General features: G+C 61.1%; 26 protein-coding genes. 9 read left to right on the top strand and 17 right to left on the bottom strand.

The features are described 5' to 3' along the window. Positions 1–93: 93 nt before the first annotated feature. From A11A3_RS05645 to A11A3_RS05605, 9 genes are all read left to right on the top strand, one after another. Positions 94–615, top strand: a complete 522-nt coding sequence (locus A11A3_RS05645; RefSeq protein WP_051011753.1) for a hypothetical protein — start codon at positions 94–96, stop codon at positions 613–615. After that, positions 612–2,528: a tetratricopeptide repeat protein gene (locus A11A3_RS05640; protein ID WP_008928308.1), complete on the top strand. Its 1,917-nt coding sequence runs from the start codon at positions 612–614 to the stop codon at positions 2,526–2,528. Before A11A3_RS05645 ends, A11A3_RS05640 begins: the two co-directional genes overlap by 4 nt. Next, on the top strand, positions 2,525–5,470 hold the full coding sequence (locus A11A3_RS05635) for a tetratricopeptide repeat protein (protein WP_008928307.1): 2,946 nt from the start codon (positions 2,525–2,527) through the stop codon (positions 5,468–5,470). Before A11A3_RS05640 ends, A11A3_RS05635 begins: the two co-directional genes overlap by 4 nt. Further along, entirely contained in the window at positions 5,451–6,224 is a 774-nt protein-coding gene (locus A11A3_RS05630; RefSeq protein WP_237738831.1) for a tetratricopeptide repeat protein, read from the top strand. Before A11A3_RS05635 ends, A11A3_RS05630 begins: the two co-directional genes overlap by 20 nt. Further along, a complete protein-coding gene (locus A11A3_RS05625; protein ID WP_008928305.1) occupies positions 6,224–6,523 on the top strand; it encodes a hypothetical protein in 300 nt (99 codons plus the stop codon). The genes A11A3_RS05630 and A11A3_RS05625 overlap by 1 nt, the downstream gene beginning before the upstream one ends. Before the next feature lie 196 nt (positions 6,524–6,719). Next, positions 6,720–7,418: a MotA/TolQ/ExbB proton channel family protein gene (locus A11A3_RS05620; protein WP_008928304.1), complete on the top strand. Its 699-nt coding sequence runs from the start codon at positions 6,720–6,722 to the stop codon at positions 7,416–7,418. Between the two features lie 43 nt (positions 7,419–7,461). After that, a complete protein-coding gene (locus A11A3_RS05615; protein WP_008928303.1) occupies positions 7,462–7,992 on the top strand; it encodes an ExbD/TolR family protein in 531 nt (176 codons plus the stop codon). After that, entirely contained in the window at positions 7,989–8,489 is a 501-nt protein-coding gene (locus A11A3_RS05610; protein ID WP_008928302.1) for an ExbD/TolR family protein, read from the top strand. Before A11A3_RS05615 ends, A11A3_RS05610 begins: the two co-directional genes overlap by 4 nt. After that, positions 8,486–9,472, top strand: coding sequence for an AgmX/PglI C-terminal domain-containing protein (locus A11A3_RS05605; protein WP_008928301.1), 987 nt, complete (start codon positions 8,486–8,488; stop codon positions 9,470–9,472). Before A11A3_RS05610 ends, A11A3_RS05605 begins: the two co-directional genes overlap by 4 nt. 63 nt (positions 9,473–9,535) lie before the next feature. Here the strand turns inward: A11A3_RS05605 and A11A3_RS05600 are convergent, their stop codons facing one another. The 17 genes from A11A3_RS05600 to pyrG form a co-directional block, all read right to left on the bottom strand. Then, the gene (locus A11A3_RS05600; RefSeq protein WP_008928300.1) at positions 9,536–9,973 is read right to left on the bottom strand and encodes an acyl-CoA thioesterase; all 438 of its coding nucleotides are present in this window, start codon (positions 9,971–9,973) and stop codon (positions 9,536–9,538) included. Further along, the gene (locus A11A3_RS05595; protein WP_008928299.1) at positions 9,973–11,130 is read right to left on the bottom strand and encodes an iron-containing alcohol dehydrogenase; all 1,158 of its coding nucleotides are present in this window, start codon (positions 11,128–11,130) and stop codon (positions 9,973–9,975) included. The genes A11A3_RS05600 and A11A3_RS05595 overlap by 1 nt, the downstream gene beginning before the upstream one ends. A gap of 323 nt (positions 11,131–11,453) precedes the next feature. Beyond that, entirely contained in the window at positions 11,454–13,052 is a 1,599-nt protein-coding gene (locus tag A11A3_RS05590; RefSeq protein ID WP_008928298.1) for an FAD-dependent oxidoreductase, read from the bottom strand. Positions 13,053–13,065: 13 nt separating this feature from the next. Continuing rightward, positions 13,066–13,662: a twin-arginine translocation signal domain-containing protein gene (locus A11A3_RS05585; RefSeq protein ID WP_008928297.1), complete on the bottom strand. Its 597-nt coding sequence runs from the start codon at positions 13,660–13,662 to the stop codon at positions 13,066–13,068. A 168-nt stretch (positions 13,663–13,830) separates the two neighbouring features. Continuing rightward, the gene (locus tag A11A3_RS05580; protein ID WP_008928296.1) at positions 13,831–15,375 is read right to left on the bottom strand and encodes an FAD-dependent oxidoreductase; all 1,545 of its coding nucleotides are present in this window, start codon (positions 15,373–15,375) and stop codon (positions 13,831–13,833) included. Beyond that, on the bottom strand, positions 15,372–15,995 hold the full coding sequence (locus A11A3_RS05575; protein WP_008928295.1) for a hypothetical protein: 624 nt from the start codon (positions 15,993–15,995) through the stop codon (positions 15,372–15,374). The genes A11A3_RS05580 and A11A3_RS05575 overlap by 4 nt, the downstream gene beginning before the upstream one ends. Positions 15,996–16,099: 104 nt before the next feature. Beyond that, positions 16,100–17,011, bottom strand: a complete 912-nt coding sequence (locus A11A3_RS05570; RefSeq protein ID WP_008928294.1) for a cation diffusion facilitator family transporter — start codon at positions 17,009–17,011, stop codon at positions 16,100–16,102. A gap of 8 nt (positions 17,012–17,019) precedes the next feature. Continuing rightward, entirely contained in the window at positions 17,020–17,808 is a 789-nt protein-coding gene (locus A11A3_RS05565; RefSeq protein ID WP_008928293.1) for a peptidoglycan DD-metalloendopeptidase family protein, read from the bottom strand. 76 nt (positions 17,809–17,884) lie between these two features. Beyond that, positions 17,885–18,799, bottom strand: a complete 915-nt coding sequence (locus A11A3_RS05560; RefSeq protein ID WP_008928292.1) for a DUF368 domain-containing protein — start codon at positions 18,797–18,799, stop codon at positions 17,885–17,887. 18 nt (positions 18,800–18,817) lie between these two features. Then, positions 18,818–19,477, bottom strand: coding sequence for a protein-L-isoaspartate(D-aspartate) O-methyltransferase (locus A11A3_RS05555; RefSeq protein WP_008928291.1), 660 nt, complete (start codon positions 19,475–19,477; stop codon positions 18,818–18,820). Between the two features lie 63 nt (positions 19,478–19,540). Then, positions 19,541–20,551 (bottom strand): tRNA pseudouridine(13) synthase TruD, encoded by a 1,011-nt coding sequence (truD, locus tag A11A3_RS05550; protein WP_008928290.1) that lies wholly within the window; start codon positions 20,549–20,551, stop codon positions 19,541–19,543. Continuing rightward, positions 20,548–21,021 carry a 2-C-methyl-D-erythritol 2,4-cyclodiphosphate synthase gene (gene ispF, locus A11A3_RS05545; RefSeq protein ID WP_008928289.1) on the bottom strand — a complete coding sequence of 158 codons (474 nt, stop codon included), beginning with the start codon at positions 21,019–21,021 and terminating at the stop codon, positions 20,548–20,550. The genes truD and ispF overlap by 4 nt, the downstream gene beginning before the upstream one ends. A gap of 2 nt (positions 21,022–21,023) precedes the next feature. Further along, complete coding sequence (gene ispD, locus A11A3_RS05540; protein ID WP_040296748.1) at positions 21,024–21,731, bottom strand: 2-C-methyl-D-erythritol 4-phosphate cytidylyltransferase; 708 nt, start codon at positions 21,729–21,731, stop codon at positions 21,024–21,026. Then, positions 21,728–22,027 carry an FtsB family cell division protein gene (locus A11A3_RS05535; protein ID WP_008928287.1) on the bottom strand — a complete coding sequence of 100 codons (300 nt, stop codon included), beginning with the start codon at positions 22,025–22,027 and terminating at the stop codon, positions 21,728–21,730. The genes ispD and A11A3_RS05535 overlap by 4 nt, the downstream gene beginning before the upstream one ends. A 58-nt stretch (positions 22,028–22,085) precedes the next feature. Continuing rightward, a complete protein-coding gene (gene eno, locus A11A3_RS05530; protein ID WP_008928286.1) occupies positions 22,086–23,378 on the bottom strand; it encodes a phosphopyruvate hydratase in 1,293 nt (430 codons plus the stop codon). A gap of 64 nt (positions 23,379–23,442) precedes the next feature. After that, positions 23,443–24,291 (bottom strand): 3-deoxy-8-phosphooctulonate synthase, encoded by an 849-nt coding sequence (kdsA, locus tag A11A3_RS05525; RefSeq protein WP_008928285.1) that lies wholly within the window; start codon positions 24,289–24,291, stop codon positions 23,443–23,445. Between the two features lie 6 nt (positions 24,292–24,297). Next, complete coding sequence (gene pyrG, locus A11A3_RS05520; RefSeq protein WP_008928284.1) at positions 24,298–25,932, bottom strand: CTP synthase; 1,635 nt, start codon at positions 25,930–25,932, stop codon at positions 24,298–24,300. Between the last annotated feature and the right edge of the window lie 117 nt (positions 25,933–26,049).

The raw sequence follows: 26,049 nt of genomic DNA, 5'->3' as shown, positions 1-26,049 counted from the left end.
AACCTTGATTTAAGCCGTTCTTCTGATTACAACTAGAGGCATATGCATGCCGGGCTGCCCGGCCAATAACAACAACATAAGCGATCGCCTCCCATGAAAGCATTATTGCCCCTCTTGAGCGCCCTGCTGCTGAGCCTGGGCCAGCTGGCCTATGCTGACAACAGCGATACCGGCCTGTCCGAGCAGATTCGCCAGTTGAAGAGCGAAGCCCTGGACCTGAACCGCGATCTCACTCTGCTGGAGCAGGAACTGCTCTATGCCAGCCCGCAGACCAATGTGTTCGTTTCCGTGGATGTGGGCACGCCGATTCGGCTGGTGGATATCAATCTGACCATTGATGGCAACCATGTCGCCTACCACTTCTACAATGACCAGGAATTCCAGGCCCTCACCAAGGGCGGCATCCAGCGGCTATATAGCGGCAATCTGACCAGTGGTCACCATGTGCTTAGCGCGGTCATTAACGGTTACGACCCTCAAGGCAAGGACTACCAGAAGACCACCAGTTACAGCTTTACCAAGGGCGCCGGTCGCAAGATGATCGAAATGCAGGTGCGTGATGATCTCAACAACCACCAGCACAAATTCGAATTTCACGAGTGGAACCAGCAATGATAAAGCCTCCGTTGCGGCGGTGGCTTATCGGCACATGTCTGGCAGCCAGCCTGGCCCCTGCCCACGCCGCCAAGGTTGAATTCTTCGATGATATCGATGCCGGCCCCCAGCCACTGGGGCTGGAGCAGAGCCGTTACCTGGCCTTTGGCGAGGTGATGTACGACTATTATCGTCACGCCAACTTTCAATCCATTAACCAGCTGCTCATCAATCAGAAAAAGAATCTGTTTGACGAGGACACCGACTATGCCCAGCTGTTGCTGGGCGACCTCTATGTCAGTTACGGCCTGCCGGACAAGGCAGAAGTGATCTTCAACAGCCTGCTCAAGAAGGACATCCTGTCACGCACCCGGGCCCAGACCTGGCTGCACAAGGCGGAGCTGCATTACCGGGAGGGCCGACTGGACGAGGCGGCCATGATTCTCGACAGCGACAAGATGAAAGGCCTGGAGCCGGAAGATGACGCCAAACGTCGCCTGATGCTGGCCAACATCATGATGCGCGAGGAGGATTTCACCGGCGCCCTGGACTATCTTTATTCCGTGCCGGTGGATACCGATGAAGGCCGCTACGCCACTTACAACATGGGCGTCGCCCTGATTCGCGCCGGCCAGGACCCGCAGGGCCTGAAACTGCTCAATTCCCTGATCAGCGCAGGTGGCAGCAGCGAACAGGCACTGGCACTGCGTGACCGGGCGGCGCTGGCCGCCGGCCTGACCGAGTTGAAGGAAAATAACACCGACGCTGCCCGCGCGTCCCTGATTCAGGTACGCAGCGAAGGCCCCTTTTCGGAAGACGCCCTGCTGGCACTGGGTCTGGCCAACTACCGCCGGGGCGATGTGCGCAAGGCGTTGCCCATCTGGCTGGAAGCAGTGCGCCGCAACAGCAGCCACCCGTCCGTGCAGGAAGCCCTGTTGCTGGCGCCCCGCGCCTATGAGGAGCTGGGTGGCATGCCCCAGGCCCTGGCTGGCTACCAGTATGCCGCCGAGCAATATCGCCAGGCACTCAAGGACGTGCAGCAGGCCATGGACCACATTAACGGTAATGGCTGGGCCAAGACCCTGATTCCCAAAAGCAACGAAGGCGATTCCCTGCTGCCGGCGGATATCGAGGCCCTGGCCCAGGACAATAGCGGCGAGCTTTCCTACCTTTACAAGCTGTTTGCCAGTAACGAATTTTCCCAGCGTTTTCGCCACTACCGCCAGATCTACCAGATCCAGAAGATGCTGGAGCACTGGCAACAGGCCCTGCCCGCCATGCTGGGCAGCTATCATCAGCAACAGGCCCAGTTGTCACAGGCTCTGCCCAAGGTTCGCGCCGCCATGACCGACCTGATCCATCGCCAGGAAACCCTGATGATGGACGCTGACGCCCTGCGCCTGCCGGACCACATGGACATGAACCGTCCCCTGGATCTGGGTAACGCGGACCAGGCCATCATGTGGCAAAAGGTGGACGCCCTGGACCGCCACTTCAATCAGTTGCCCGGCGCCGGCCCGCGCAACGCCGAGCGGCTGAAACGTCTGCGCGGCCTGCTACTTTGGGATATTGCCCACCAGTCGGCGGAACAGCGGCAAAAACAGGAGCAGGATATCAACCAGCTGCAGGATGAGAGTCAGGTGCTGGCCCAGCGCGTGGCAGCGGTACGCCAGCAGATCAGTGATGCCAACCTGCGCACCCGCGATGATCTTGGCCTGCGCCTGCAGCAACAGGAACAACGCATAGAACAATTAAAACGTCAGACGGCTGATACCCTGAAGGCTCTGGAAAACAGCATGCGCGCCGATGCCATGAACGTGTTGACCCGGACCCAGCACCACCTGGCCGACCAGCTTGCCGAAGCGCATCTGGCCATTGCCCGTCTTCAGGACAGCTCTGTCTCTGACCGAAACAATCAGAGGAACGGATCGTGAATCGATTTCGCCTGCACAGCCTGGCAGCGGCCATGCTTGCCCTGGGGGGCTGCGCCAGTGCCCCGTCCAGTGGCACGCTGGAGCAACAGGCCCAGTTCAGCGGCACCACCCTGGCCGACCTGGAAAGCACCGACATCACCATCGAAAAGCAGCAGTTGCAACAGGCATCCGCCTCCCAGGCACTGGAAAGCTACCGTCAGGCCGCCCAGCTGTTCGACGATCCCGAGCGCAAGGCCAAGACCCTGCGGCGCATGGCGGACCTGGCCATGTCATCCGCCGAGAAAAGTGATCTGGAAGGCACCGACAGTGCCCTGGACAAGAAAGTCGACCAGGTGGTCTACGACAACACCATGCACCAGGTGAAGACCACCAAGGACAAGGAGCGCAAGCTGGCGCTGCTGGACCTGGCCGACACCATGGCCCCGTCCGTGCAGAAGTCCGATGTGGACTACCAGACCGCCATCTCGCTCTATCAGGAACTGCTGACCAGTACCCAGGACCCGAAAGAGCGGGCCGAGGCCTACTACATGCTGTCCAAGGCCTACGCCATGGATGGCAAGATGGAAAAGGCCCGTGACAGCCTGGATGCGCTGGTCACCCAGTACCCCAACAGTGAATGGACACTGGAAGCCCAGTTCCGCCGGGGCGAGATGCTGTTCTCCGACGGCGACTTCGAAATGGCGGAAAAGGCCTACGCCGATGTCATCCGCCGCGGCAGCAACAACGAATTCTATACCCAGGCGCTCTACAAGCATGGCTGGAGCGACTACAAGCTGGGCGATTACGAACTGGCGGAAAAGAGCTTTTTTACCCTGATGGACACCCTGCAGGGCAACGCCAAGCTGGATGACGACACCAGCATGGAAAGCAAACTGTACGCCGATACCCAGCGCGTCATCAGTCTGGGATTCAGCAACCTGGATGGCCCCCAGTCAGTGCGTGACTGGTTTGCCAAGAACGGCCACCGGGACTACGAGCCGGCGATTTACCGCTCCCTGGGCGAGGTCTATCTGAGTCAGGAACGTTTCCGCGATGCAGCCCAGGCCTACGACATGTATGTGCAGGTCTACCCGGACTCCACCCTGGCACCGGAATTTTCCACCCTGCAGATCAACGCCTACCAGAAAGGCGGCTTCCCGACCCTGGTACTGCCCGCCAAGGAAGCCTTCGTGGAGCACTATGGCGTGCAGAGTCCCTTCTGGGCCAGCCACCCGGATGTGCGCGAACAGTACGTCGGCCTGCTCAAGGAGCATATTCTGGACCTTGCCCAGTACTACCATGTGCTGGCACAGAAATCCGGAAAACCGGCTGATTATCAGGCCCCCGCCCGCTGGTACAAGGAATACCTTGAGACACCGCCGGCCAACGAACGCCAGCCGGAAATCAATCAGCGCTACGCGGAAGTCCTCTTTGATGGCCACGACTACGCCGGGGCCATCACCCAGTTCGAAAATACCGCCTACCAGTATCCGGAATATGAAAAAGCCGGCGACGCTGCCTATGCGGCCCTGGTCGGCTATCAGAAGCTGATGGGCACCCTCGATACCCGGGACAGCGAGTCCCTGGCCCAGTGGCGGGCCCGGAAAGTGGCCAGCGCCCAGAAATATGCGCAGACCTTCCCCACCCATGAGCAGGTCAACCCGGTATTGCATGATACCGCCGAAGATCAGCTGGCCCTGGGAGATACCGAAGGCGCGGTCAAGACCGCCGGCATTCTGGTCAACCGCCAGCCTCCGCCCAGCGAGGCGCTGATGCGCTATGGCTGGGCCACTATTGCCAACGGCGAATTTGACCTGGGACGCTTCCAGGTGGCGGAAATGGCCTACAAGAAAGTACTGGCCATGCCGGGCATCGCGGCTGAGCAACGCAAGACCTATCAGGAGCAGCTGGCCACCAGCATCTATCGCCAGGGTGAACAACAGCGTGATCAGGGCAATCTGGACCTGGCCGCCGCCACCTTCCTGCGCGTGGGTCAGACGGTACCGGACGCCGCCGTGCGCAAGAATGCGGAATTCGACGCCGCCACCCTCTACATCAAGCAGGGCAACAGCAAGGCAGCCATTCCGGTACTGGAATCCTTCCGCCAACGCTACCCGAACGACCCGCTTGCCGATACCGTACCGGACAAGCTGGCCGTGGCCTACGAGGCCACCGGCAACTTCACCGCCGCCGCCGGCGAGCTGACCGTGATTGCCGGGCGCTACCGGGGCCAGGATGACGAGCTGTCCCGGCAGGCCCTGTGGCGGGCGGCCAAGATGCAGGATCGCGCCGACAATCCGCAGGCCTCCATCAAGCTTTACAAGCAATACCTGCAGGCCTGGCCGCAACCCTACGATTTCCGCTCCGAGGCTCAATACCGTCTGGTGGAACTGTACCGCAAGACCGGTGACAGCAACGCGGAAACCCAGGGACTCAAGGCGCTGGTGGCCACCTACAACGAGGCCGGCAAAGACGCCAACGACCGGGTTGCCTGGCTGGCTGCCTATGCCAGCTTTACCCTGGCTGAGCCGCAGTTCCAGCAGTTCAAATCAATCAAGCTGGAGCAGCCACTGAAGAGCTCACTGGCCGCCAAGACCGACGTGATGAAAAAGGCCCTGGCCAATTACCAGGCCGTGGCCGATATCGGTGTGGCCGAATATGCCACCGCCGCCAACTACAAGATTGGCGAGATGTACCGGCTGTTGGCCAGGGATCTGGTCGCCTCCGAGCGCCCCTCGGGCATGGGTGAGATGGAGAAGGAAGAATACACCATGCTGCTGGAGGACAAGGCTCTGCCCTACGAGGACAAGGCCATCGATATCCTCATCGCCAACGCCGACCTGGTCACGGATGACATCTATGACCAATGGGTGAAGAAAAGCTTCACCGCGCTGGCGGAGTTGATCCCCGGCCGCTACGCCAAGTTTGAACAGGTAGAACCCTATGTCGACATCATCTACTAACCACGGGCTGAAAACAGCAGTCAGGTCTCTGCTGCCACTGGCGGCCATGGTCACCATGCTGTGGCTGGCCGGTTGTGCCACCACCGGGCAAACCGGCCTGGAAGGCGGTGCCCACGGCGCCACCAGCAAATATGCCGAGCAGAAAAGTGGCGGCGCGGCCGCGGACAGCGATGCGATCCATATCCCGCCGGTGCCCCATGATCCCAAAGTGGAAAAACTGGCCGCCAAGGCCGGGCCGGAATACGCCCGCGCCATGCAAACCCTGGCTGGCGGTGATGCCGACAAGGCACTGGTCATGTTCCAGTCCCTGGCCAGCCGCTATCCGCAACTGTCCGGCCCGCAGGTCAACATCGGTCTGATCCACCTGCAGCGCAAGGAATTCGACCAGGCCCGGACGGCCCTGGAAAAGGCACTGGAGATCAACGAAGTCAATCCCTACGCCCATAACGCCCTGGGGCTGGTGTTGCGTGAACAGGGACAGTTCCAGCAGGCGCGCCAGCATTACGAGCGCGCCCTCGTGCTTGACCCGCAATATGCCCGGGCGCACTTTAATCTGGCGGTGCTGGGTGAACTTTATCTGCAGGATCTCAACCTGGCACTGACCCATTTCCGTGCCTATCAGCGTCTGCAGAAGGAAGAAGACCAGAACGTGGCCAACTGGATTGTCGACCTGGAACGACGGGCACCGGAAAAAGCGCCCAGCCAACCGGTGGCCGACCGCCCGGCGCCGGCCAGCAACTCGGAGGTGAATTAATGAAAGCTGCCCTGCCCCTGGCGCTGCTATTGCTTTGCAGCACCGCTTTCGCCGCTGACAGGAAGGACCCGCAGAACGACGGTGCGGCCACCAACGTGATCGGCACCCAGGAAGCCCCAACGGTACTGAACGTGGTGCCCTGGAAAGACAAGGAAGTAAAGCTGGAGAAAAAGGACCCCACGTCGTCCCTGTTGAACCGGGTACTGGAGCCGCTGGATCAGGAAGTGCTGATGCGGGAAATCGAGTATCACGAGCTGCTGTCACAACAACCCGACAGTGATGGGCTGTTTCTGGAATAGTCCGAAAGTATACAATTTTGATGAACCCGTTTTTCTGCTAGCGGGTTCAACTACCGATTTCGTATCAGATGCAACTATGTTGTTTTTCTGATACAACGCTGCTTTCAAGGGGGAGGCAGAGAATCAGGCAAGCGCGCCGTTCTTCTGCCCCGAGAATAACTAAAGCCAACACAAGAAATATCGTCAGGAGATTTCGATGTCCGCCACCACAACCGCTGCCGCCGCACATGACGCCGGTGTATTTCACGTAATTATCAAGTTTATTCAGGACGGCGGTTTCTTCATGTACCCCATCCTGGTGGTACTGGCACTGGGCCTGGCCCTGTGTATTGAACGTATTATTTACCTGCAAAGCACCAAGGCGAAAAATCAGAAGGTCTGGAAAGGCGTCTACCCGCTGATCGCCAAGGGACAGTTCCGCCAGGCCCTGGACTACGTTTCCGACAGCAAGACCGGCATGGCCAAGGTGGTTGGCTATGGCCTGGAGCGCGCCAAGACCGCACGCCGCCACGACGATATTGAACTGGCCATGGAAGAAGGGCTGATGGAAATCATCCCACGCCTGGAAACCCGCACCCCCTACATTGCCACCTTTGCCAACATCGCCACCCTGCTCGGCCTGCTGGGGACCATTCTCGGTCTGATCAGCGCTTTCACCGCCGTCGCCAGCGCCGACCCGGCAGAAAAGGCCGACCTGCTCTCCGCTTCCATTTCCGTTGCCATGAACACCACCGCTTTCGGCCTGATTGCCGCGATTCCCATGTTGCTGGCCTACGCCTTCATCAACTCCATGACCGGCAAACTGATCGACAGCATGGAAATGGCCTCGGTGAAATTCGTTAACGTCTTCCGCCAGGTATCCGCCCAGCAAGAGCGCAAGAACGACGGCCAGTAAGCGCCCTCCTCTTGTTTTCGCCAACCTGGTGTAAGGATCTGGTATGCGATTTCGCAGACGACGTTCGCACGACACCGAGGTGGAACTGAACATCACTGCCTTTCTCAATCTGATGGTAGTGCTGATTCCTTTTCTGCTGATCAACGCGGTTTTCGCGCAGGTCTCCATCCTGCAGCTGAATCTGCCCGCGGTGAATGACAGCAGTACGCCCACCCCGGAAAACGAAAAAGAAAAACTGACGCTGGAAGTGCTGATTTATACCGACCGCTATGAAGTGGTGGACCGCAGCAGCAGTGCGGTGCTGAAAATCGTCAAGAACAAGGACGACAAGCACGATGCCCTGGCGCTGCATGATTTTCTGGTGGAACTGAAAGGCAAGTTCCCCAAGGTCACCGCCGTCACCCTGCTGTGTGAAGATGACACCCCCTACGAGGACATGATTCACACCATGGACGCGGTCCGTCTCTACAGCAAGGAGATCAACGGTCAGCCCATCAAGCAGGAACTGTTCCCCGACATCAGCATCGGTACCGCACCGCCGGACCGCACGGCCAGCCTGGGAGGTGAGGCATGAAGAAATCCGCCCGCGCCCGCCGCATGGACCGCCACCATGGCCGCCACAAGGCGGTGGCCACGCTGAACCTGACCGCATTGATGGATATTTTCACCATCCTGCTGATCTTTCTGCTGGTCAATAACAACAATGCGGCAAAACTGCCTGACAACAAGGACATCACCCTGCCCGAGTCCACCGCGCAGGAAATGCCCAAGGACGTACTGACCATTCAGGTCAGCGCCCGGGACGTGATCGTTGCCGGCCAGAAAATCGCCAGCACCGACGAGGTGCGTCAGCAGGACTCACGCACGGTACAGGCACTGGTTGACGAGCTTAACTACCGTGCCGCACAGAGCCTGGCCGCTGACAAGAGCGCCGAAAAGGAAGTCATGATCCTTGGTGACAAGAGCGTGCCCTACGCCGTGATCAAGAAACTCATGCGTAGCTGCATGGAAACGCCCTATACCAAGGTGTCCTTCGCTGTACTGAAAGTGGCAGAGGAGGAAGACGAATGACGCAGAACAATAACAACAAACTGCGCATCCTGATTGATGGCACTCTGCCCTGGGACAAGCAAGAGGGGGAAAACACCCGCCTTTACGGTATCGTCATCGCCCTGCTGCTGCTGGCGCTGCTGATCATTGTGCTGGTCAATTCCATCACCATTGAAAAGCAGGATCGTCGTGAGCAGCAGAAAATTCCCGAGCGTCTGGCTCAGCTGGTGATCGAGAAGAAAAAGGAACCACCGCCGCCGGAGCCGGAGCCCGAACCGGAACCTGAAAAGGAAAAACCGGAGAAGGAAAAGCCCGAGCAGCCGAAACCCGAGCCTAAACCCGAACCCAAGCCGGAACCCAAACCCGAGCCGGAGGTAAAGGAGCAGCAACGCGAGCAAGCCCATGAAAAGGCCAAGGCCCGACTGAACGAGGACATCGGCGATGCCCTCAGCGGCCTGGATGATATCGGTCCCGTGGTCAGCAGCGGTTCCGGCCTGCGTACCGGTGGCAATACCGAAGCCAAGGCCCAGCGTGACCTGATCGGCAAGCGGGCCGGCAGCGGCTCCGGAGGCGTCTCTGTTGCCAGAGCTTCCAGCGGTGGCGGTGGCGGCGGCAAGTTGTCCGCCGGTACCGTGGGTGGGGGCAAGGTCGACAGCAAGATCGCCCAGGCCGGTCAGGCAGCCAGCACCAGCCGCAAGGGCAGCGATGGCAAGAGCCGCCGTACCCAGGAACAGCTGCGCCGTGTGTTTGACCGTTATGCCGGCAAGTTCAACAGCCAGTACCAGCGTGCCCTGCGCAGCAACCCGGCCCTGCAGGGTACCGTGGTGCTGTATCTGGAGATCGCGCCCAGTGGTGAAGTGTTGAAAGTGAGCATCAAGTCCAGCCAGCTGGGTGATGCGAAACTGGAACACCGCATCATGCTGGTGGCCAGACAGATGAACTTCGGCGCCATGAAAGTGGAAACCTGGAAAGGTGACTACAAGCTGAACTTCTTCCCCAACTGACGGGGAAAGTGATGCACAAAAAAGCCCGGCAATGCCGGGCTTTTTTGTGCTATCCCGATGCGGCTACAGCGACTGCAGTGCCGCAAGCGCTTCACGCAGCCTCTCCGGAATCGGCACCGGCCGGCCACTGTCACGGTTGACGAAAACATGTACCACAAAGCCGGTGGCCTTGGCCGATCCCTGCTCACCAAACAGAGCCAGGCCGTAGCGCACCGAACTGTTGCCCAGTTTATCGACCTTCATGCCCACGGCCAGTGATTGTGGATAGGCCGCTGCCTCGAAATAATCACAACCGGAGCTGACCACGTAGGCGATCACCTCACCATCGTGAATATCCAGCCCGCCCTGCTCAATCAGGTAACGGTTGATGGTGGAGTCAAAGTAACTGTAATAGACCACATTGTTGATATGGCCGTAGATATCATTGTCGCGCCAGCGGCTGTCCACCGGGCACAGGTAACCGTACTGCTCCCGACCGGGCCGGGCTTTCTGCTCACTCATCAATAGACTGCCTTGTAAATGGCCAGGGCATCCGCCTCACTGACCTCACGGGGGTTATTGACCAGCAACCGCTGCTGCAACATGGCATCCGCCGCCAGCGTCTCCAGGCTGTCCTCGGTAACGCCGGCATCGCGCAGGCGCACTGGCAACTGCACATCCGCGATCAGCGCATCCAGCGCGTCGATCAAGGTAGCGGCCCCCTGCTCTGCCGTGCTGAACGGCTCGTCACTGAGAATTGGCGCCAGCTCGGCGTACAGGGCCGCAGCCTGGGGGGCGTTGAAGCGTAGCACTTCCGGCAATACCAGCGAATTGCTCAGGCCATGGGGAATATGGAAATGCCCGCCCAGCGGATAGGCCAGCGCATGAACGGCAGCCACCGGGGCGTTGGCAAAAGCCTGACCGGCCATCATGGCGCCCAACAGGCAAGCCTCGCGAGCGGCCGTATTGCTACCATTGTGTACCGCCTCCGACAGGTTGCCAGCCAACAGGCGCAGCGCTTCACGGGCCAGCATGTCCGAATAGGGGTTTTTCTTGTGCGCGCTGGTATAGGCTTCGATGGCGTGCACCATGGCATCGATGCCAGTGGCCGCAGTCACCGGCGCGGGCAAGCCCAGCGTCAGCTCGGCATCCAGTACCGCCAGGTCCGGCAGCAGCACCGGTGATACCACGCCGGCCTTGGTAGTGGCGCCGGTGGTCACAATGGCCACCGGTGTCACCTCGGAACCGGTACCCGCGGTGGTGGGCACCTGAATCAGCGGCAGGCGCGGCCCTTCAGCCACGCCCACGCCATAGATCTCCTCCAGCGCCTGGTGGCTACGCGGGTCGGCCAGCAGGGCGACCAGCTTGGCCACATCCATGGATGAGCCACCACCGAAACCGATTACCAGGTCGGCCTGCACGGCGCCGGCCTGCTGCAGCGCTGCCTGCACCACGGTATCGGCGGGATCGGCGCTGACCTGGTCAAACACATGCAACGGCATCCCCGCCTGCTCAAAGGCGCGGATCACCGGCTCCAGCAAAGGGGTACGGCGAATCCCCGGATCGGTGACCAGCAGCACCCTATTGGCACCCAGTTGCCGGCTGAGTTCCGGCAGGCGCCCGGCGGCACCGGCCTCGACCAACACACGGTGGGTGGTGGCAAATTCAAAGCCCGCCATATCAGTTCTCCTGTTAATCAGATTTCGGGGCCGGCGAAAACCTGTCCGCGATGACAGCCGCACAATGAAGGGTTTCATGCGATCGTATCCGCCGGGATACCGCCCCGTCATTCTATATCAACAGCCAGTGACACTGCTGGACGGAAAAGCTCCCCGCACTTCGGGTTATGCCCCAACGAATATTGCCTATCCAGTATTAGCAGGCGGCGGCACAGGGTAACAGGATCAATGTGGCCAACTTCAGGGCCTATCACGCCATTATTCACAATCGATAAAAAAAGCGCGCCGGAGGCGCGCCTGTTTGTGTATTCGGTGACCGCCGATCAGGACAGGAACAGACTGTCGGCACGCTGGTTGATACGGTCGCTGACGTACTGAGCCAGTGCCTGCACGGTCCACTGGGGCGGCGCCACCAGGGGTTCCGGGATCAGGCTGGCATCCGCCACGAACAGCCCCGCCGTGCCATGGGTCTCGCCATTGGGCCCGACTACATACTGGTAGGGGTCGGCGCCCATGCGACAGGTGCCATGGGGGCTGAAGCTGTTGGCACGGAAGGTGTACATGCCCTTCAGGCCATAATCCACCTTGTCCAGCTGGGCATCCAGATTGAACACCGAATCGGCTTCCAGGCTCTGGAAGGTCGGCAGGAAGACTTTCTCCGCCCCGCCCGAGAAGAAGATCCGCGCGGCCAGAGCGGCGGAACGTTTGATGTTCTCGAATTCTTCATGGTTGGGATTCCAGTGAATGGTCTTGTCGCCGTTGTACGGGTCGCCATCCCACTGCACGTAGCCACGGCCGGAATCCACACTGAAAGCATTCACACCGGCGTAGTACTTGTAGTCCTTCATGAATTCCAGGTGCGCCTTGCCGGCACGCATGTCCCCCTGGGCCAGCAACGACTCCGGCTCGGCCAGGCCGGACAGAATCATGTAGCCATCGGTCTCGGTGAACTCATCCACATAGACACCCACCAGGGCACCGCGGAAGCCATAGAGCGGCTCCGGGAACTTGCCCAGCACCTGGGTAAAGGGCTGCACCGTCATGTTGCGACCAATCTGGCCGCTGGTGTCCTTGAGCTGACTGCGCTGCATGATCAGCGGCGTCTGGATGGCGCCGGCGGCCAGCACCACGATATCCGCATCCACACGCATGTCGGCCACATGGGCACCGCTATCCGGGTCGGTGATACGCGCTTCCACGCCGTTGGCCCGACCATTGCGGGTCAGCACCCGCACCACTTCCGTGTCGGAAAAGACCCGCGCCCCATAAGCTGCCGCCCAGGGCAGGTGCGTCACCAGCGAGCTCATCTTGCGATCCGACGGGCAGCCCGCCAGGCAGTGGCCGGTAAGGGCACATTGCTTGACGTTGCGCTGGGCCGGTTTCCACGAGAATTTCATCTTCTCGCAGCCCTGGATCACCTTGTGGGCACAGGCGTTGATCTCGTGGGCTTCGTTGGTATGCACATGCAGCTGCTCGCCCACCTTGTCGAAATAGGGTTTGATGTTTTCGGCGCTCAGCTGAGGCAGTTCATGGCGCTTGGCCCAGCCATCAAATACCGCATCGGACGGCTGCTGCATGACACAGCCACCGATCACGGTGGAACCACCCACACAGGCGCCGCCCACAAAGATCACGTCGGCGGTGGTATTCACCTGCCCGACCTGATCCTGATAGATCTTGGTCATGGTGTCGCCCAAATGCTCGGTGAACTGGGCACTGGGGTAATAGCGACCGGCTTCCAGGACCAGCACATCCCGGCCGGCCTTGGCCATCTCGTAGGCCACCAGGGCACCGGCGGCACCGGAGCCCACCACCACCACATCGGTTTTCAGGGTAAAGTTCTTGCCCAGGGTGGCATCCAGGGCCACATCCCGCGCCTGGGTGACCGGTACGCCATCACGGGCGACAGTTACAAAAGCCATATCAACTCCGCTCTCAGGCCCGTGGCAGCGGGGCGTTGCCGAGCCGGCGAATCCCCCACAGTTCGGAAACCGGGCCACTGTATTCCAGCCCCGGCCAGGTACGTTCATCGCGCCAGTAATTCAGGGTCACCAACGCTTTCAGGGTGGTCATCAGGCCGCGCTCGAAGAAGGGGCCATCCTGCATGGCATTCACATAGGCCAGGGCCTTGTCATCGGACAGGCTGGTAAAGCGGCTGAACTTGAAACTGACCATGGGGCGGCGATCGAACACCCAGATGCCCAGCCCCAGCAGGTCGCGAGTCTGGTCCGGCATGCGTGCCGCCATGGCGTCAATATTCTGTACGGTGGGCACCACCTGGGTGCTGGAAGGCAAACCCATGGACTGGGTCGGTAGCAGGACCTCGGTGAGCCGCGTCAGGACTTCTGCCTCATCCGGCTGCAGGCTGCGATACTGAATGGCTTGCGGCGCATCCCGGCGCCCCATGAGGTGAGCACAGCCGGCGGTGAATGCCGCGCCGGTCAGCGCGGTGGCGCGCAAAAACCCCCGGCGGCTAAGCGGCTCCAGCCCTGCCATAAAACCCGGCAGTGCAGGATGCTTGTTGTTCTTCATGGACCCTCTCCTGGGCTGGCCTTGGTGGCCCTTGTTGTTATTGGTGGAGCCGGTTTATGCCCCTTATCCCTGAGAGTCTATAACAAACCGTTACAAACACCAAAGTCCCCGACGCCATGGAACGGGGACTTAAAAAGCCGACAAGGCCGGCCCTGGGGTCAACCCCCTTCAGGCCTTTGCCATATGCTCGGCAATGCGGGTGGCCAGCGCGTATACCGTAACCTGCGGATTGACCACGATGGAGGTGGGCAGCAGGCTGGCATCGGCCACGTAGAGGCCGGGCACGTCGTGGCTTTCGCCCTTGTCGTTGACCACGCTGGTGTCCGGATCACTGCCCATGCGACAGCTTCCCTGCGGGTGATAACTGACCATGCGAAGGTGCTGGGGCAGATTTTCCAGGCTGTCCACCATCGGATCGATGTCCGCCTCGGAGCGGATTACCCGCCGGTCACTGGAGGGCACGTAAACCTCCTCGGCGCCGGATGCCAGATGCAGTCTGGCCGCTGCCTTGAGGGCCCGCTGCATGGACGGAAAGTCCGCATCCGCCAGCTGATAGTCGATCTTCTTCTGCTCACCATCCCAGTGAATGGTGCCCACATTGTGATCATGTATCAGGGTCACCAGCCCCGCCAGATACTTGGCATTGGCCATGTAGTCCATAAACGGCTTGCCGGTGCCCGGCTCCGCCGCCATGGTCATTTCCACCGGCCCGGAACCGCCATCCTCGATCACGAAAGCGCCCTTCTCCGGGCTGAGAAATTCATCGATATAAACACCCAGCAGGGCACCCCGCCACGCATGCACCGGCTCCGGATACCGCGCAGGCACATATAGCGACGGGTGACACGCAAAGTTCTTGCCCACCTGACCGGAGCGGTTGGCAATCTGGCTCTTCTGCAGCAGCAATGGCGTCTGCACGGCACCGGCGGCCACCACCACCTGGGACGCCTTCACCGTCATCGATGCCACTGGCGTGCCGTCGTGGGCCACCACCGTTGCTTGCACACCGCTGGCCCGCCCCTGCTCGGTCGTCACGCGCTCTACCCGGGTGTCGGCGTAGATACGGGCACCATGGGCAGCTGCCCAGGGAAGATAGGTCACCAACATGGACTGCTTGCGTTCGCTCTTGCAGCCGGACAGGCAGTGGCCTGTCAGGCCGCACTGGCGGATATTGCGTCGTAACGGTTTCACCGACCAGCCGAGCTTGTTGGCGCCGGCACGAATCAGCTGGCCATGGCGGGCAATTTCATATTCGGCGTTATCGTGGATGGAAAGGTTTTTTTCCACCCGTTCGAAATACGGCGCCAAGGTATCGCTGGTCAGATCGGTGAGACCGAAACGCTGCTGCCAATCCTTGAGGATGAAATCCGGCGTACGGAAGCAGACACAGCCGTTAACCACCGTGGAGCCGCCCACACAGGCACCCTGCAGCACCAGAAGATCACCGCTGGCATTGGTCTGGCCACCATGATCCTGATACAGGGTTTCCAGGCTGTCGGCAAAACGCTCGGTAAACTGTTGGGACGGCACATAGGGGCCGGCTTCCAGCACAATGACTTTCTTGCCGCGACGCGCCAGCTCATAGGCGGTCACCGCGCCGCCGGCGCCGGAGCCCACCACCACCACATCGGCACTGAGTGACAGGTTCTTTTCGCTGATATCACTGGCCTGGATCACGGCCAGGCCGGACGCCGGCATGGATGCCATACTCATACACGGCCCTCCCCGTCTTCTTGCGGCAAGGGCGCATTGCCCAGATAGGCCAGCCCCCATTTGTCTGTTACCGGGCCGTCAAATTCCACCGCCGGCCAGGTGGCCGGCTCACGCCAGTAGGCGGTATAGGTGAGTTGCTTGATGGCGGTGGCCAGGGTGCGCTGGATCACGGCGCCCTGCCCCCATTGATCAAAATAGCGCCGGGCACTGTCGTCATCCAGATCCACGAAACGGCAACCATGACTGAACACCGCCGCGTTATCGAACAACGACAGCCCCATGCCCAGCTGCTTGCGAACCGGCGCCGCCATGAACGACAAAATGGCGGCCACATTGGCCACCACGGGCAGGGAATCACTGGGGTGGAGTTCGGTGCCCTCGGTGGGCAGCAGCACCTGCTGGCAGCGCGCAAAGAGATGGTATTCGCTGTGGCTCAAGCCGCTGATATCGGCGGGAACCGGCTGATCATCCAGCGCAGAACGGCGTAACAGGGCAAACCCGCCGGCGGCCACCGCCGCCACGCCGGCACCGCCCATCAGGGTCCATTTGAGAAAACGGCGCCGGCCGAACCCCTGTTGCAGGGTGCGGGAAACCTGGCGCGCCGGGCTAACGGAATTCATGCTGAGTCCCTCGCTAGGCAAGAGACCTAACGCTAGTGAAAAGCCCGCATGAATACAATGTGTTTACCCGGACAGGTGCCCTTGACCGCAGGGCACAGCCAGGTTCATATCAGTCGCTCATCCACACTGACGTGGGGGCCCACTGCCACCGGATCCTGGTGGATGATCACATCCGCTGCGGGGAACTGCTCACGGATGCGCATCTCGATGCTTTCCGCCAGGCCATGGGCCTGCAGCAATGACAGGTTCTGGTCCATATCCACATGCAGCTGAATGAACTGGGTGCGCCCGGACTGCCGGGTGCGCAGGTCATGAAAGCCCAGGGCCAGTTCGTGCTCGGCGACAATGGCGCCCACCACCTCACGGACATCGCCGGGAATTTCCCGATCCAGCAGCAACTGGGCCGATTCGAAACCGATCTGCCAGGCGCTGCGCAGGATGTAAAGTGCAATGCCCAGTGCTACCAGCCCATCAAGCCAGTCGAAGCCCAGAGGCGACAGCACCAGCACCAGGATAATGCCCACATTCACCGACAGGTCAGACAGGTAATGCAGGGAATCGGCTTCAATCGCCGTGGAACCGGTCTGCCGCACCACGTACTTCTGAATCATCAGCAACAACAGTGTCATGACAATGGAAAACACCATGACTGCCACCCCCACCGTGGTGGCTTTCAGCGGCACCGGTTCCATCAGTTTCTGCACCGCCTGGACCAACAGAAATACCGACGAAGCGAAGATAAAAACCGCCTGCCCCAGCCCCGCCAGCGCTTCGGCCTTGCCGTGCCCGAAACGGTGCTCTTCATCCGCCGGCACCAGCGAATAACGAATGGCGACAAAATTGATCAGTGATGCAATGGAATCCATCACCGAATCCACCAGCGACGCCAGCAGACTCACCGAGCCGGTCATCATCCAGGCCACCGCCTTGGCGGCAATCAGGATAATGGCCGTCAACACGGAAGCCAGGCCGGCGGTGATCAACAGCCGGTGATCGCGTTTTACATCCGCAGTCATGTAATCCCTTAACGCTTGGGTAAATAGTGCAACGGATCAACCGGTTTGCCGTCGCGACGAATTTCAAAGTGCAGCTGGGTCCGAAAGGTACCGCTGGCCCCCATGGTGGCAATCTGTTGTCCGGCACTGACCGCCTGCCCCTCATTGACCAGCATTTTATCATTGTGTGCGTAGGCACTTAACCAGCGGTCATTGTGCTTGATGATCAGCAGATTCCCGTAACCGGTGAGCCCGCTGCCTCGATAAACCACCTGCCCCGGCGCCGCCGCAATCACCGGCGCCCCCTGGGCGCCACTGATGGCAATGCCCTTCTGGCCGTGGGCATCACCGGAAAAGGTTTCCACCAGCTTGCCGCTGGCCGGCCAGCGCCAGGTGATCGGCCCGCTGACCAGACCACTGCCGCTGGATGCCGGCGCAGGCGCCGGTTTGCTGGTCGACCGGGGTTTGGCACTGGGCTTGGGTTCGGGTTTGGCGGGCGCCGGTTTGCTATCGTCACGGGACGGCGAAGGGTGGCGGGTCACCGGCCGGCTATCACCGCCATGACCGGCCAGGGAGATCAGCTGTCCGGGATAGATGGTATAGGGCGCGGGGATATCATTGGCGTTTGCCAAGGCCCGGTAGTCCCAGCCGTAACGCCAGGCAATGGAATAGAGGGTCTCTCCCTGACGCACCCGGTGGGTGCCGCTGGTCACTTTTTGTGGCTTGGAAGACTGCCCGTAAATATCCACCACCGGCGCCCCGCCGGCGGTGCAGGCGCTGAGCAGACAGATTATCAGAACCGTGACCGCTAACCGCATCAATGCATGCCAGCCCGGTAACCGGTGGTGTCTGTCATGGCTCCCTCCTGCCTATCCCCTCACCGCCATGTTCGGGTCAGGGAGATGATTGCTGCGCCACATTATGCACAGGCGCGGCCCGATAAAGTAGCCACACGGCCAGCACGCCCACGGCCACCATCAATGCCGCCAGCCAGACCTGCGCCGGCAGACCGGTAAGGTGGGCATATTGTCCGGGCGTCAGCCAGTCACCACGCTGCCCATGTTCGCCGGCCTCGCGCCAGGGCCACAGCACCAGCAACGAACCGCCCATGAACCCGGCCAGTAGCGCCATCAGGGTGTCATGGTAGTGATGCAGCAGCCACTTGAGCAGGTGCACAAAACTCAGCAAGCCCGTGGCACAGCCGGCCAGGAACGCCAGAATATGCAGATAGCGACCGGCATTCACAGCTTCCAGAATCGGCTGATACATGCCCAGTAAAAGAAGGATAAAACTGCCGGAAATACCGGGCAGGATCATGGCACAGATAGCCAGCGCCCCACTGGCAAAGAACACCCAGACCGGCGCATCCACGGTATCAATACCCGGCGCCAGGGCAATGGCCAGTGCGGCGCCAATACCGACCAGCAAGGCCAGCCACTGGGCCAACCCTCTTTGCCGCAACGGCGCCAGCACCAGGGCGATGCTGGCCAGAATCAAGCCGCTGAAGAAGGCCCAGACCGGCACCGGGTGATCATCGAGCAACCAGGTAATCAGGTGAGACAGTAGCGCCACACTGGTAAAGATGCCCGCCAGCAAGGTCACCAGAAAGGTCAGGTTGGCCGCCCGCCAGGCGGCCACCAGTCCCTCACGGCGCCAGACACCCAGCAGGTGTGGTCCCAGCCCCCCCAGGGTATCGATCAGTTCCTCGTAAACGCCGGTGATCAGCGCCATGGTGCCGCCGGACACGCCGGGCACCAGATCGGCTGCCCCCATGGACATGCCGCGAAAATAAACCCCCAAGCGAATCATCGTGTTGGTCAGTCCTGTTTAGAGAACACCGCGCTGAAAAGGCACAAAGCGCACGGCATCCAATGTCTGGGTGTGATACTGATCGCCCTCGCGATCCACCACCGTGAGTTGCTGCCGGCCATCACTGCCCACCGGCATGACCAGGCGCCCGCCATCGGCCAGCTGGGCCAGCAGATCCTGGGGAATATCGGGCCGACCGCAGGCCGCCAGAATGGCATCGAACGGTGCCTGGGCACTCCAGCCGAAACCGCCATCCGCATGCCGTAACTGCACCCGTGCCAGCCCCAGCTGCAGCAAGCGTTTGCGCGCCTGATCCTGCAACGGGCGAATACGCTCCACCGAATACAGCTCGTCACAGAACTGCGCCAGCACTGCAGTCTGGTAGCCACAGCCGGTACCGATCTCCAGTACCTTGTTGGGACGCTTTTTGGCGATCAACAGTTCCGTCATTCTTGCCACCACCCAGGGCTGGGAGATGGTCTGCCCGTGGCCGATGGGCAATGCCGTGTCGTCATAGGCCTGGTGGGCCAGGGCCTCTTCGATGAACAAATGCCGAGGCGTGTTGCGGATCACCTCCAGCACCTGTTCATTACCGATGCCGACATCGCGCAAACGTCGCACCAGTCGTTCCCGGGTGCGCGCGGACGTCATGCCGATACCGCTCAATTGGATGTCCATAATCGTGTTGTCGTCTTTCCTGCCAAGCCTGAATTCGAAACGCCGAATTCACAAAACGTTGTATTACGCGGTGTCGGGGGGCGTCACCAGTTCGGCCAGTACCGTGGTGGCAAAGGCACCGGCCGGCAGCACGAATGACAGTGTCAGCTGGTCCCCCTGCTGCTGCCATTGCAAGTCCCGTACCGGCAAGCGCGTGGCACGGCGGGCTTCTTCGACCCCCTGTGCACACAAACCGTCAATCAAAGCCTGATGCGGGGCCAGTATCCTCTGTTCCAGCTCCCGGCAAGCGCCCGATGATGCCATGCCCGGCACGCCCGGCATAGGGCCGGTGGGATGAACCTCACCGGCGGCAACCCGCTGCCCCGCCAGCGGCTCGTCATCGGCCATGAACAATCCGCGACTGCCATCGGGCTGCAGAATATCGCCCGTCAACAGCGCCGCCCAGGCACCCTGCTCCACCCGTGCGGCCAGCACACGATTGAACAGATCGCTGCGCACGGCGGACAACCAGATTCCCCGCAGCGCTTTCTTGCGCGGCGGCTCACCGCCGAGCAGCCATTGCCGGCCCCTTTCCAGGTTACTGGCCAGGCGCCCGAACCGCTGTTCACCGAAGTAATTGGGAACACCCTGCTGATCTATCGCCGCCAGCTGCCCGGCCAGACGCCCCGTGTCACCATGCAGATCACGCACACACAACTGGAAGGCGTTGGCCCGATGGGTACCCCGGTTCAGTTTACGGCGGTGACGAACGGCCTGCAGCGAAGACAGGCCCGCCGGCCAGTGAAATTCCGGGTCCGGCTTGCCAGGCAAATGCAGGCTGAACCATTGCCGGGTCACCGCGTGCTTGTCCTTGAGACCGCTGTAGCCCACGGCCAGGCGATGAACAGCCGCCTCTTTTGCCAGCCAGAGCGCCACATCCTCGGTGTTCCAGCCGGTCTTCTCGATATGCAGCCAGAGGTGCTCACCGTCGCCGTCCAGCGGCACATGCATCTGCTCCAGAACACGAAAATCCTGCGGCTCGGTCTTGATCCGCCCCAGGCAGGAAGCGCCGCCGTGGGCCCGCGGCAGTGTCATGGCTGCTCCAGCAGGACAGCCGCCTGCACGGCAATGCCTTCCTGGCGACCGGTGAAACCGAGTTTTTCGGTGGTGGTGGCCTTTACCGACACCTGGTCCAGCGCGCAGTCGAGCAAGGCCGCCAGTCGCTCACGCATGGCAACAATATGCGGCGCCAGTTTGGGGGCCTGGCAGATGAGCGTCAGATCCGCGTTGCCCAGTCGCCAGCCGGCCGCGGTGACATCCTGATAGACACGCGTCAGCAGCACGGCCGAATCGGCTCCTTGCCACTGCGGATCCGTATCCGGGAAATAGTGGCCGATGTCACCCAGTGCCAGGGCGCCCAGCAAGGCATCGGATAACGCATGCAGGGCCACATCGCCATCGGAATGGGCCTTGAGTCCACGGTCATGGGCAATGCGCACGCCGCAGAGCATCACATGGTCGCCCTCTTCAAAGGCATGCACATCAAAGCCCTGACCGATCCGCATCCTCACGACCATGTCTCCTGTTGTTGCGACAGATAAAACCGCGCCAGGGCCAGATCCTCCGGCACGGTGATCTTGATGTTATCCCCGTGGCCAGCCACCAGTGCCGGCTTCCATCCCTGGCGCTCCATGGCCGACGCCTCATCGGTGAGGCTGTCAGGGTCGTCCTGCAGGGCTTCCAGCAGCGCCCGCGCCGGGAAAAGTTGCGGCGTCAGGGCGCGCCAGATATGACGGCGATCCAGGGTGGCGGCAATACGCGCGTCAGCGTCGGCCTGCTTGATGGTATCCACCACCGGACTGGCCAGGATGGCCCCCTGCGGGCCGCACTGTTCCAGTAGTCGCTGGATATCCGACAGGCGCAGCAGAGGCCGGGCCATATCATGGACCAGCACCCAGGCCTGCTCGCCACCCAGTTGCAGGGCCCGTGCCACACCGGCGCGCACGGAATGCGCCCGGCTGGCACCGCCGGTGACCGCTTGCACTCGCGGGTGGCCGGCCACCGGCAGCGTCGGCCACCAGGGATCTTCGTCGCAAACCGCCACCACCACCGCCTCAAGCGGCGCAAAGGCCAGCAAACGCTGCAGGGTATGCTCGGCCAGGGTCCGGCCATCCAGGGTCAGGTACTGCTTGGGAAGGCCGGCCCCCATGCGCGTGCCAACACCGGCAGCAGGGACAACGGCATAAAGAGGGCCGCGAATCACGGAACGGCTCACGGTTTGGGTTTTTCCATGATCAGAAAAAAGGTCTCGCCATCACGAATCATGCCCAGATCCTTGCGGGCAATTTCCTCCACCGCCTCGGTGCCCTGCTTCAGGTCTTTCACATCCGCAGCCATCAGACGGTTACGTTCGGCAAGTTTGGCGTTCTGTTCTTTCAGGTCCGCCACCTGGGTTTTTAGCGCCGAAACATGGCGCAGGCTGCCCTCGCCGAACCACAGGCGAGCCTGCAGGCCGACAAACAACAGCGCCAGCAGGGCCAGCACCACCTGACGCCCGGGGGACAGCTTCATGAGACCGCCTCCCGGTGCATCCGGCTTGTGACTGTGTCAGGCCCCGCGGCGATCATGATCAGCCGAGGAACTTGAACTCTTTGCGACCGTGATAAGCGGCACGGCCCAGTTCCTGCTCGATGCGGATCAGACGGTTGTACTTGGCCACCCGGTCGGAACGGCACAGGGAGCCGGTCTTGATCTGGCCGGCGGCGGTGGCCACAGCCAGGTCGGCGATGGTGCTGTCGGCGGTTTCACCACTGCGGTGGGAAATCACCGCGGTATAACCGGCATCCTTGGCCATCTTGATGGCATCCAGGGTTTCGGTCAGGGAGCCGATCTGGTTGAACTTGATCAGGATGGAGTTGGCCACGCCCTGATCAATGCCCTGCTTGAGGATCTTGGTGTTGGTCACGAACAGGTCGTCGCCGACCAGCTGCACCTTGTCACCCAGTTTCTCGGTGAGCACCTTCCAGCCGTCCCAGTCGGACTCGTCCATGCCATCCTCGATGGAAATAATCGGGTAACGGTCGCACAGCTCGGCCAGGTAGTCGGCAAATTCCTCGCTGCTCATGGTGCGACCTTCGCCGGCGAGCACGTACTTGCCGTCCTTGTAGAATTCACTGGAAGCGCAGTCCAGCGCCAGAGTGATGTCCTCTCCGGCCTTGTAACCGGCGATCTCGATGGCTTCCATGATCGCTTCCAGGGCCGCCTCGTTGCTGGGCAGGTCCGGAGCGAAGCCACCTTCATCACCGACAGCGGTATTCAGGCCGCGCTTCTTGAGCACCCCTTTCAGGGCGTGGAAGATTTCCGCGCCATAGCGAATGGCTTCCGCCACGGTGGGGGCGCCCACCGGCTGAATCATGAATTCCTGGATATCCACGTTGTTATCAGCGTGCTCGCCACCGTTGATGATGTTCATCATCGGTACCGGCAGGGAGTATTCGTTGTCATCATCCTGCAGGTCGGAGATGTACTCGTAGAGCGGCTTGCCCTGATCCGCCGCGGCGGCCTTGGCGGTGGCCAGCGACACGGCCAGGATGGCGTTGGCGCCCAGGTTGGCCTTGTTCTCGGTACCGTCGGCATCCAGCATGGCCTGGTCAATGCCCTTCTGATTGGACGCTTCCATGCCCACCAGCAGCTCACGGATGGTGGAATTCACGTTGCCCACAGCCTTGGTCACGCCCTTGCCCAGGTAACGGGCCTTGTCGCCATCACGCAGCTCCAGCGCCTCGCGGGAGCCGGTGGAGGCACCGCTGGGTGCACAGGCACTGCCGCTGGCACCGGATTCCAGAATCACATCGGCTTCGATGGTGGGGTTGCCACGGGAATCGAGGATCTCGCGGGCTTTGATGTCAACGATCTTGGACATGACAGTCAATCTCTCTTTAACTGGGTGTTGATTCCGTTCAGGCTGCGCGCCGGCAGCCGCTCAATCAATGGTTATCAAAGTCAGGCAGTGCCTTGACGGTATTATCCAGGGTTTGCATCTGCGCCAGGAATGGCTCCAGGCGATCCAGTCGCAGGGCGCAGGGGCCATCGCATTTGGCATTATCCGGGTCGGGGTGCGCCTCCAGGAACAGCCCGGCAATGCCCTGGCTGATACCGGCACGGCCCAGCTCGGCCACCTGGGCACGTCGACCATCCGCGCTGTCGGCACGCCCACCCGGCTTCTGCAGGGCGTGGGTCACATCAAAGAAAATCGGGTACTGGAACTGCTTCATGATGCCGAAGCCGAGCATGTCCACTACCAGGTTGTTGTAGCCGAAGGAGGAGCCGCGCTCACAGAGGATCAACTGGTCGTTACCGGCATCCTCGCACTTGTGCAGGATGTGGCCCATCTCGTGGGGCGCCAGAAACTGGGGTTTCTTGATGTTGATGATGGCCCCGGTCTTGGCCATGGCCACCACCAGATCGGTCTGCCGGGCCAGGAAGGCCGGCAGCTGGATGATGTCGCACACTTCGGCCACCGGTGCCGCCTGATAGGGCTCGTGCACGTCGGTGATGACCGGGCAATTGAAGGTCTTTTTCACTTCCTCGAAGATCTTCAGCCCCTCGTCCATGCCCGGGCCACGGTAGGAATTCAGCGAGGAACGGTTGGCCTTGTCAAAGCTGGCCTTGAATACCCAGGGGATATTCAGTTTGCCGGTCACCTCGGCATAGGCTTCGGCCACCTGCATGGCCATATCGCGCGATTCCAGCACATTCATGCCACCGAACAATGCCATGGGCTTGTCGTTGGCGAACTCCAGGCCGTTAAGGCGAATGGTCTTCTGGTTACTCACGGATCACTACTCCTTAGTGCTGTGCTTGTGAGCCAGGGCGGCTTCCACATAGCCCTTGAACAGGCCATGGCCATCACGGGGCGTGGAGGTGAACTCCGGGTGGAACTGGCAGGCCAGGAACCAGGGATGGTCACCCACCTCTATCACTTCCACCAACTCGCCGTCATGGGACCGGCCGGTAATTTTCAGCCCCGCCGCTTCCAGCTGCGGCAGGTAATTGTTGTTCACTTCATAACGGTGGCGGTGGCGCTCGAAAATGCTGGTGCTGCCATAGCAATCAGCCGCCAGGCTACCGGCCACCAACTGGCATTCCTGCCCGCCCAGACGCATGGTACCACCCAGGTCGGACTGCGCCGAACGTTGCTCCTTGTGGCCGTCTTCGGCGGTCCACTCGGTGATCAGGCCCACCACCGGGTCCGGGGTATCGGGCTTGAGTTCGGAGGAATGCGCCTGGCTGATGCCGGCCACGTCGCGGGCATACTCGATCACCGCCAGCTGCATGCCCAGGCAGATGCCCAGGTAGGGCACCTTGTTTTCCCGGGCATAGCGGATTGCCGCAATCTTACCCTCGGTGCCGCGATCCCCGAAGCCACCGGGCACCAGAATGGCATCCAGCTGCGCCAGCACGTCGGTGCCGTCGCGTTCAATTTCTTCAGCATCCAGATAGAGAATTCTGACCTTGGCCCGGTTACTGATACCGGCATGAATCAGCGCCTCGTTGAGAGACTTGTAGGCATCCACCAGCTCGATGTATTTGCCCACCATGCCGATGGTCACTTCCTCTTCCGGGTTGAGCTGAGCTTCCACCACCCGGTCCCACTCACCCAAGTCCGGCTCCGGCAGATCCAGGCCGAATTTCTCCACCACGATGGCATCCAGGCCCTGCTCGTGCATCACACGGGGCACCTGGTAGATGGTTTTGCAGTCCGGCGCAGAAATCACCGCCCGGGCTTCCACATTGGTAAACAGGGCAATCTTTTCCCGGGCGCCCTGGGGAATCGGGTCATCCGCCCGGCACACCAGCACGTCCGGCTGCAGGCCGATGGAGCGCAGCTCCTTCACGGAATGCTGGGTGGGCTTGGTCTTGATCTCGCCGGCGGTGGCGATATAGGGCACCAGCGTCAGGTGCACCAGCAGCGAACGGCTGGAACCCAGCTCCACGCGCATCTGCCGGGCCGCCTCCAGGAACGGCAGGGACTCGATGTCACCGGCGGTACCGCCGATTTCCACGATCGCCACGTCGGCATCGCCGGCGCCTTCACGGATCTTCAGCTTGATTTCGTCGGTAATGTGCGGAATCACCTGCACGGTGGCACCCAGATACTCACCGCGGCGTTCCTTGTCGAGCACGTCCTGGTAGACGCGACCGGTGGTGAAGCTGTTGCGGCGGCTCAGGCGAGTGCGAATAAAACGCTCGTAGTGGCCCAGGTCCAGGTCGGTTTCCGCGCCGTCCTCGGTCACGAATACCTCACCGTGCTGGTAGGGGCTCATGGTGCCCGGATCCACGTTGATGTAGGGATCCATTTTGATCAGGGTGACGTTCAGGCCACGGGCTTCGAGCAGCGTGGCCAAAGACGCGGAGGTAATCCCCTTACCCAGGGACGACACCACACCGCCGGTGACAAAGATGAAACGAGACATGCACACACCAGATAGCTAGTGGGTTAATAGCGCCGATCAAGTTTGTCAGCGTGGCCCAATAAAAAAAACACCTTGCTCGTGAAAACGGGCAAGGGTGTTCTTGGATCGGGTTGGCCA

This window comes from Alcanivorax hongdengensis A-11-3 (genome assembly GCF_000300995.1).
In the GTDB taxonomy this organism is placed as follows: domain Bacteria; phylum Pseudomonadota; class Gammaproteobacteria; order Pseudomonadales; family Alcanivoracaceae; genus Alcanivorax; species Alcanivorax hongdengensis.
This window is presented reverse-complemented; position numbering and strand designations above follow the sequence as displayed.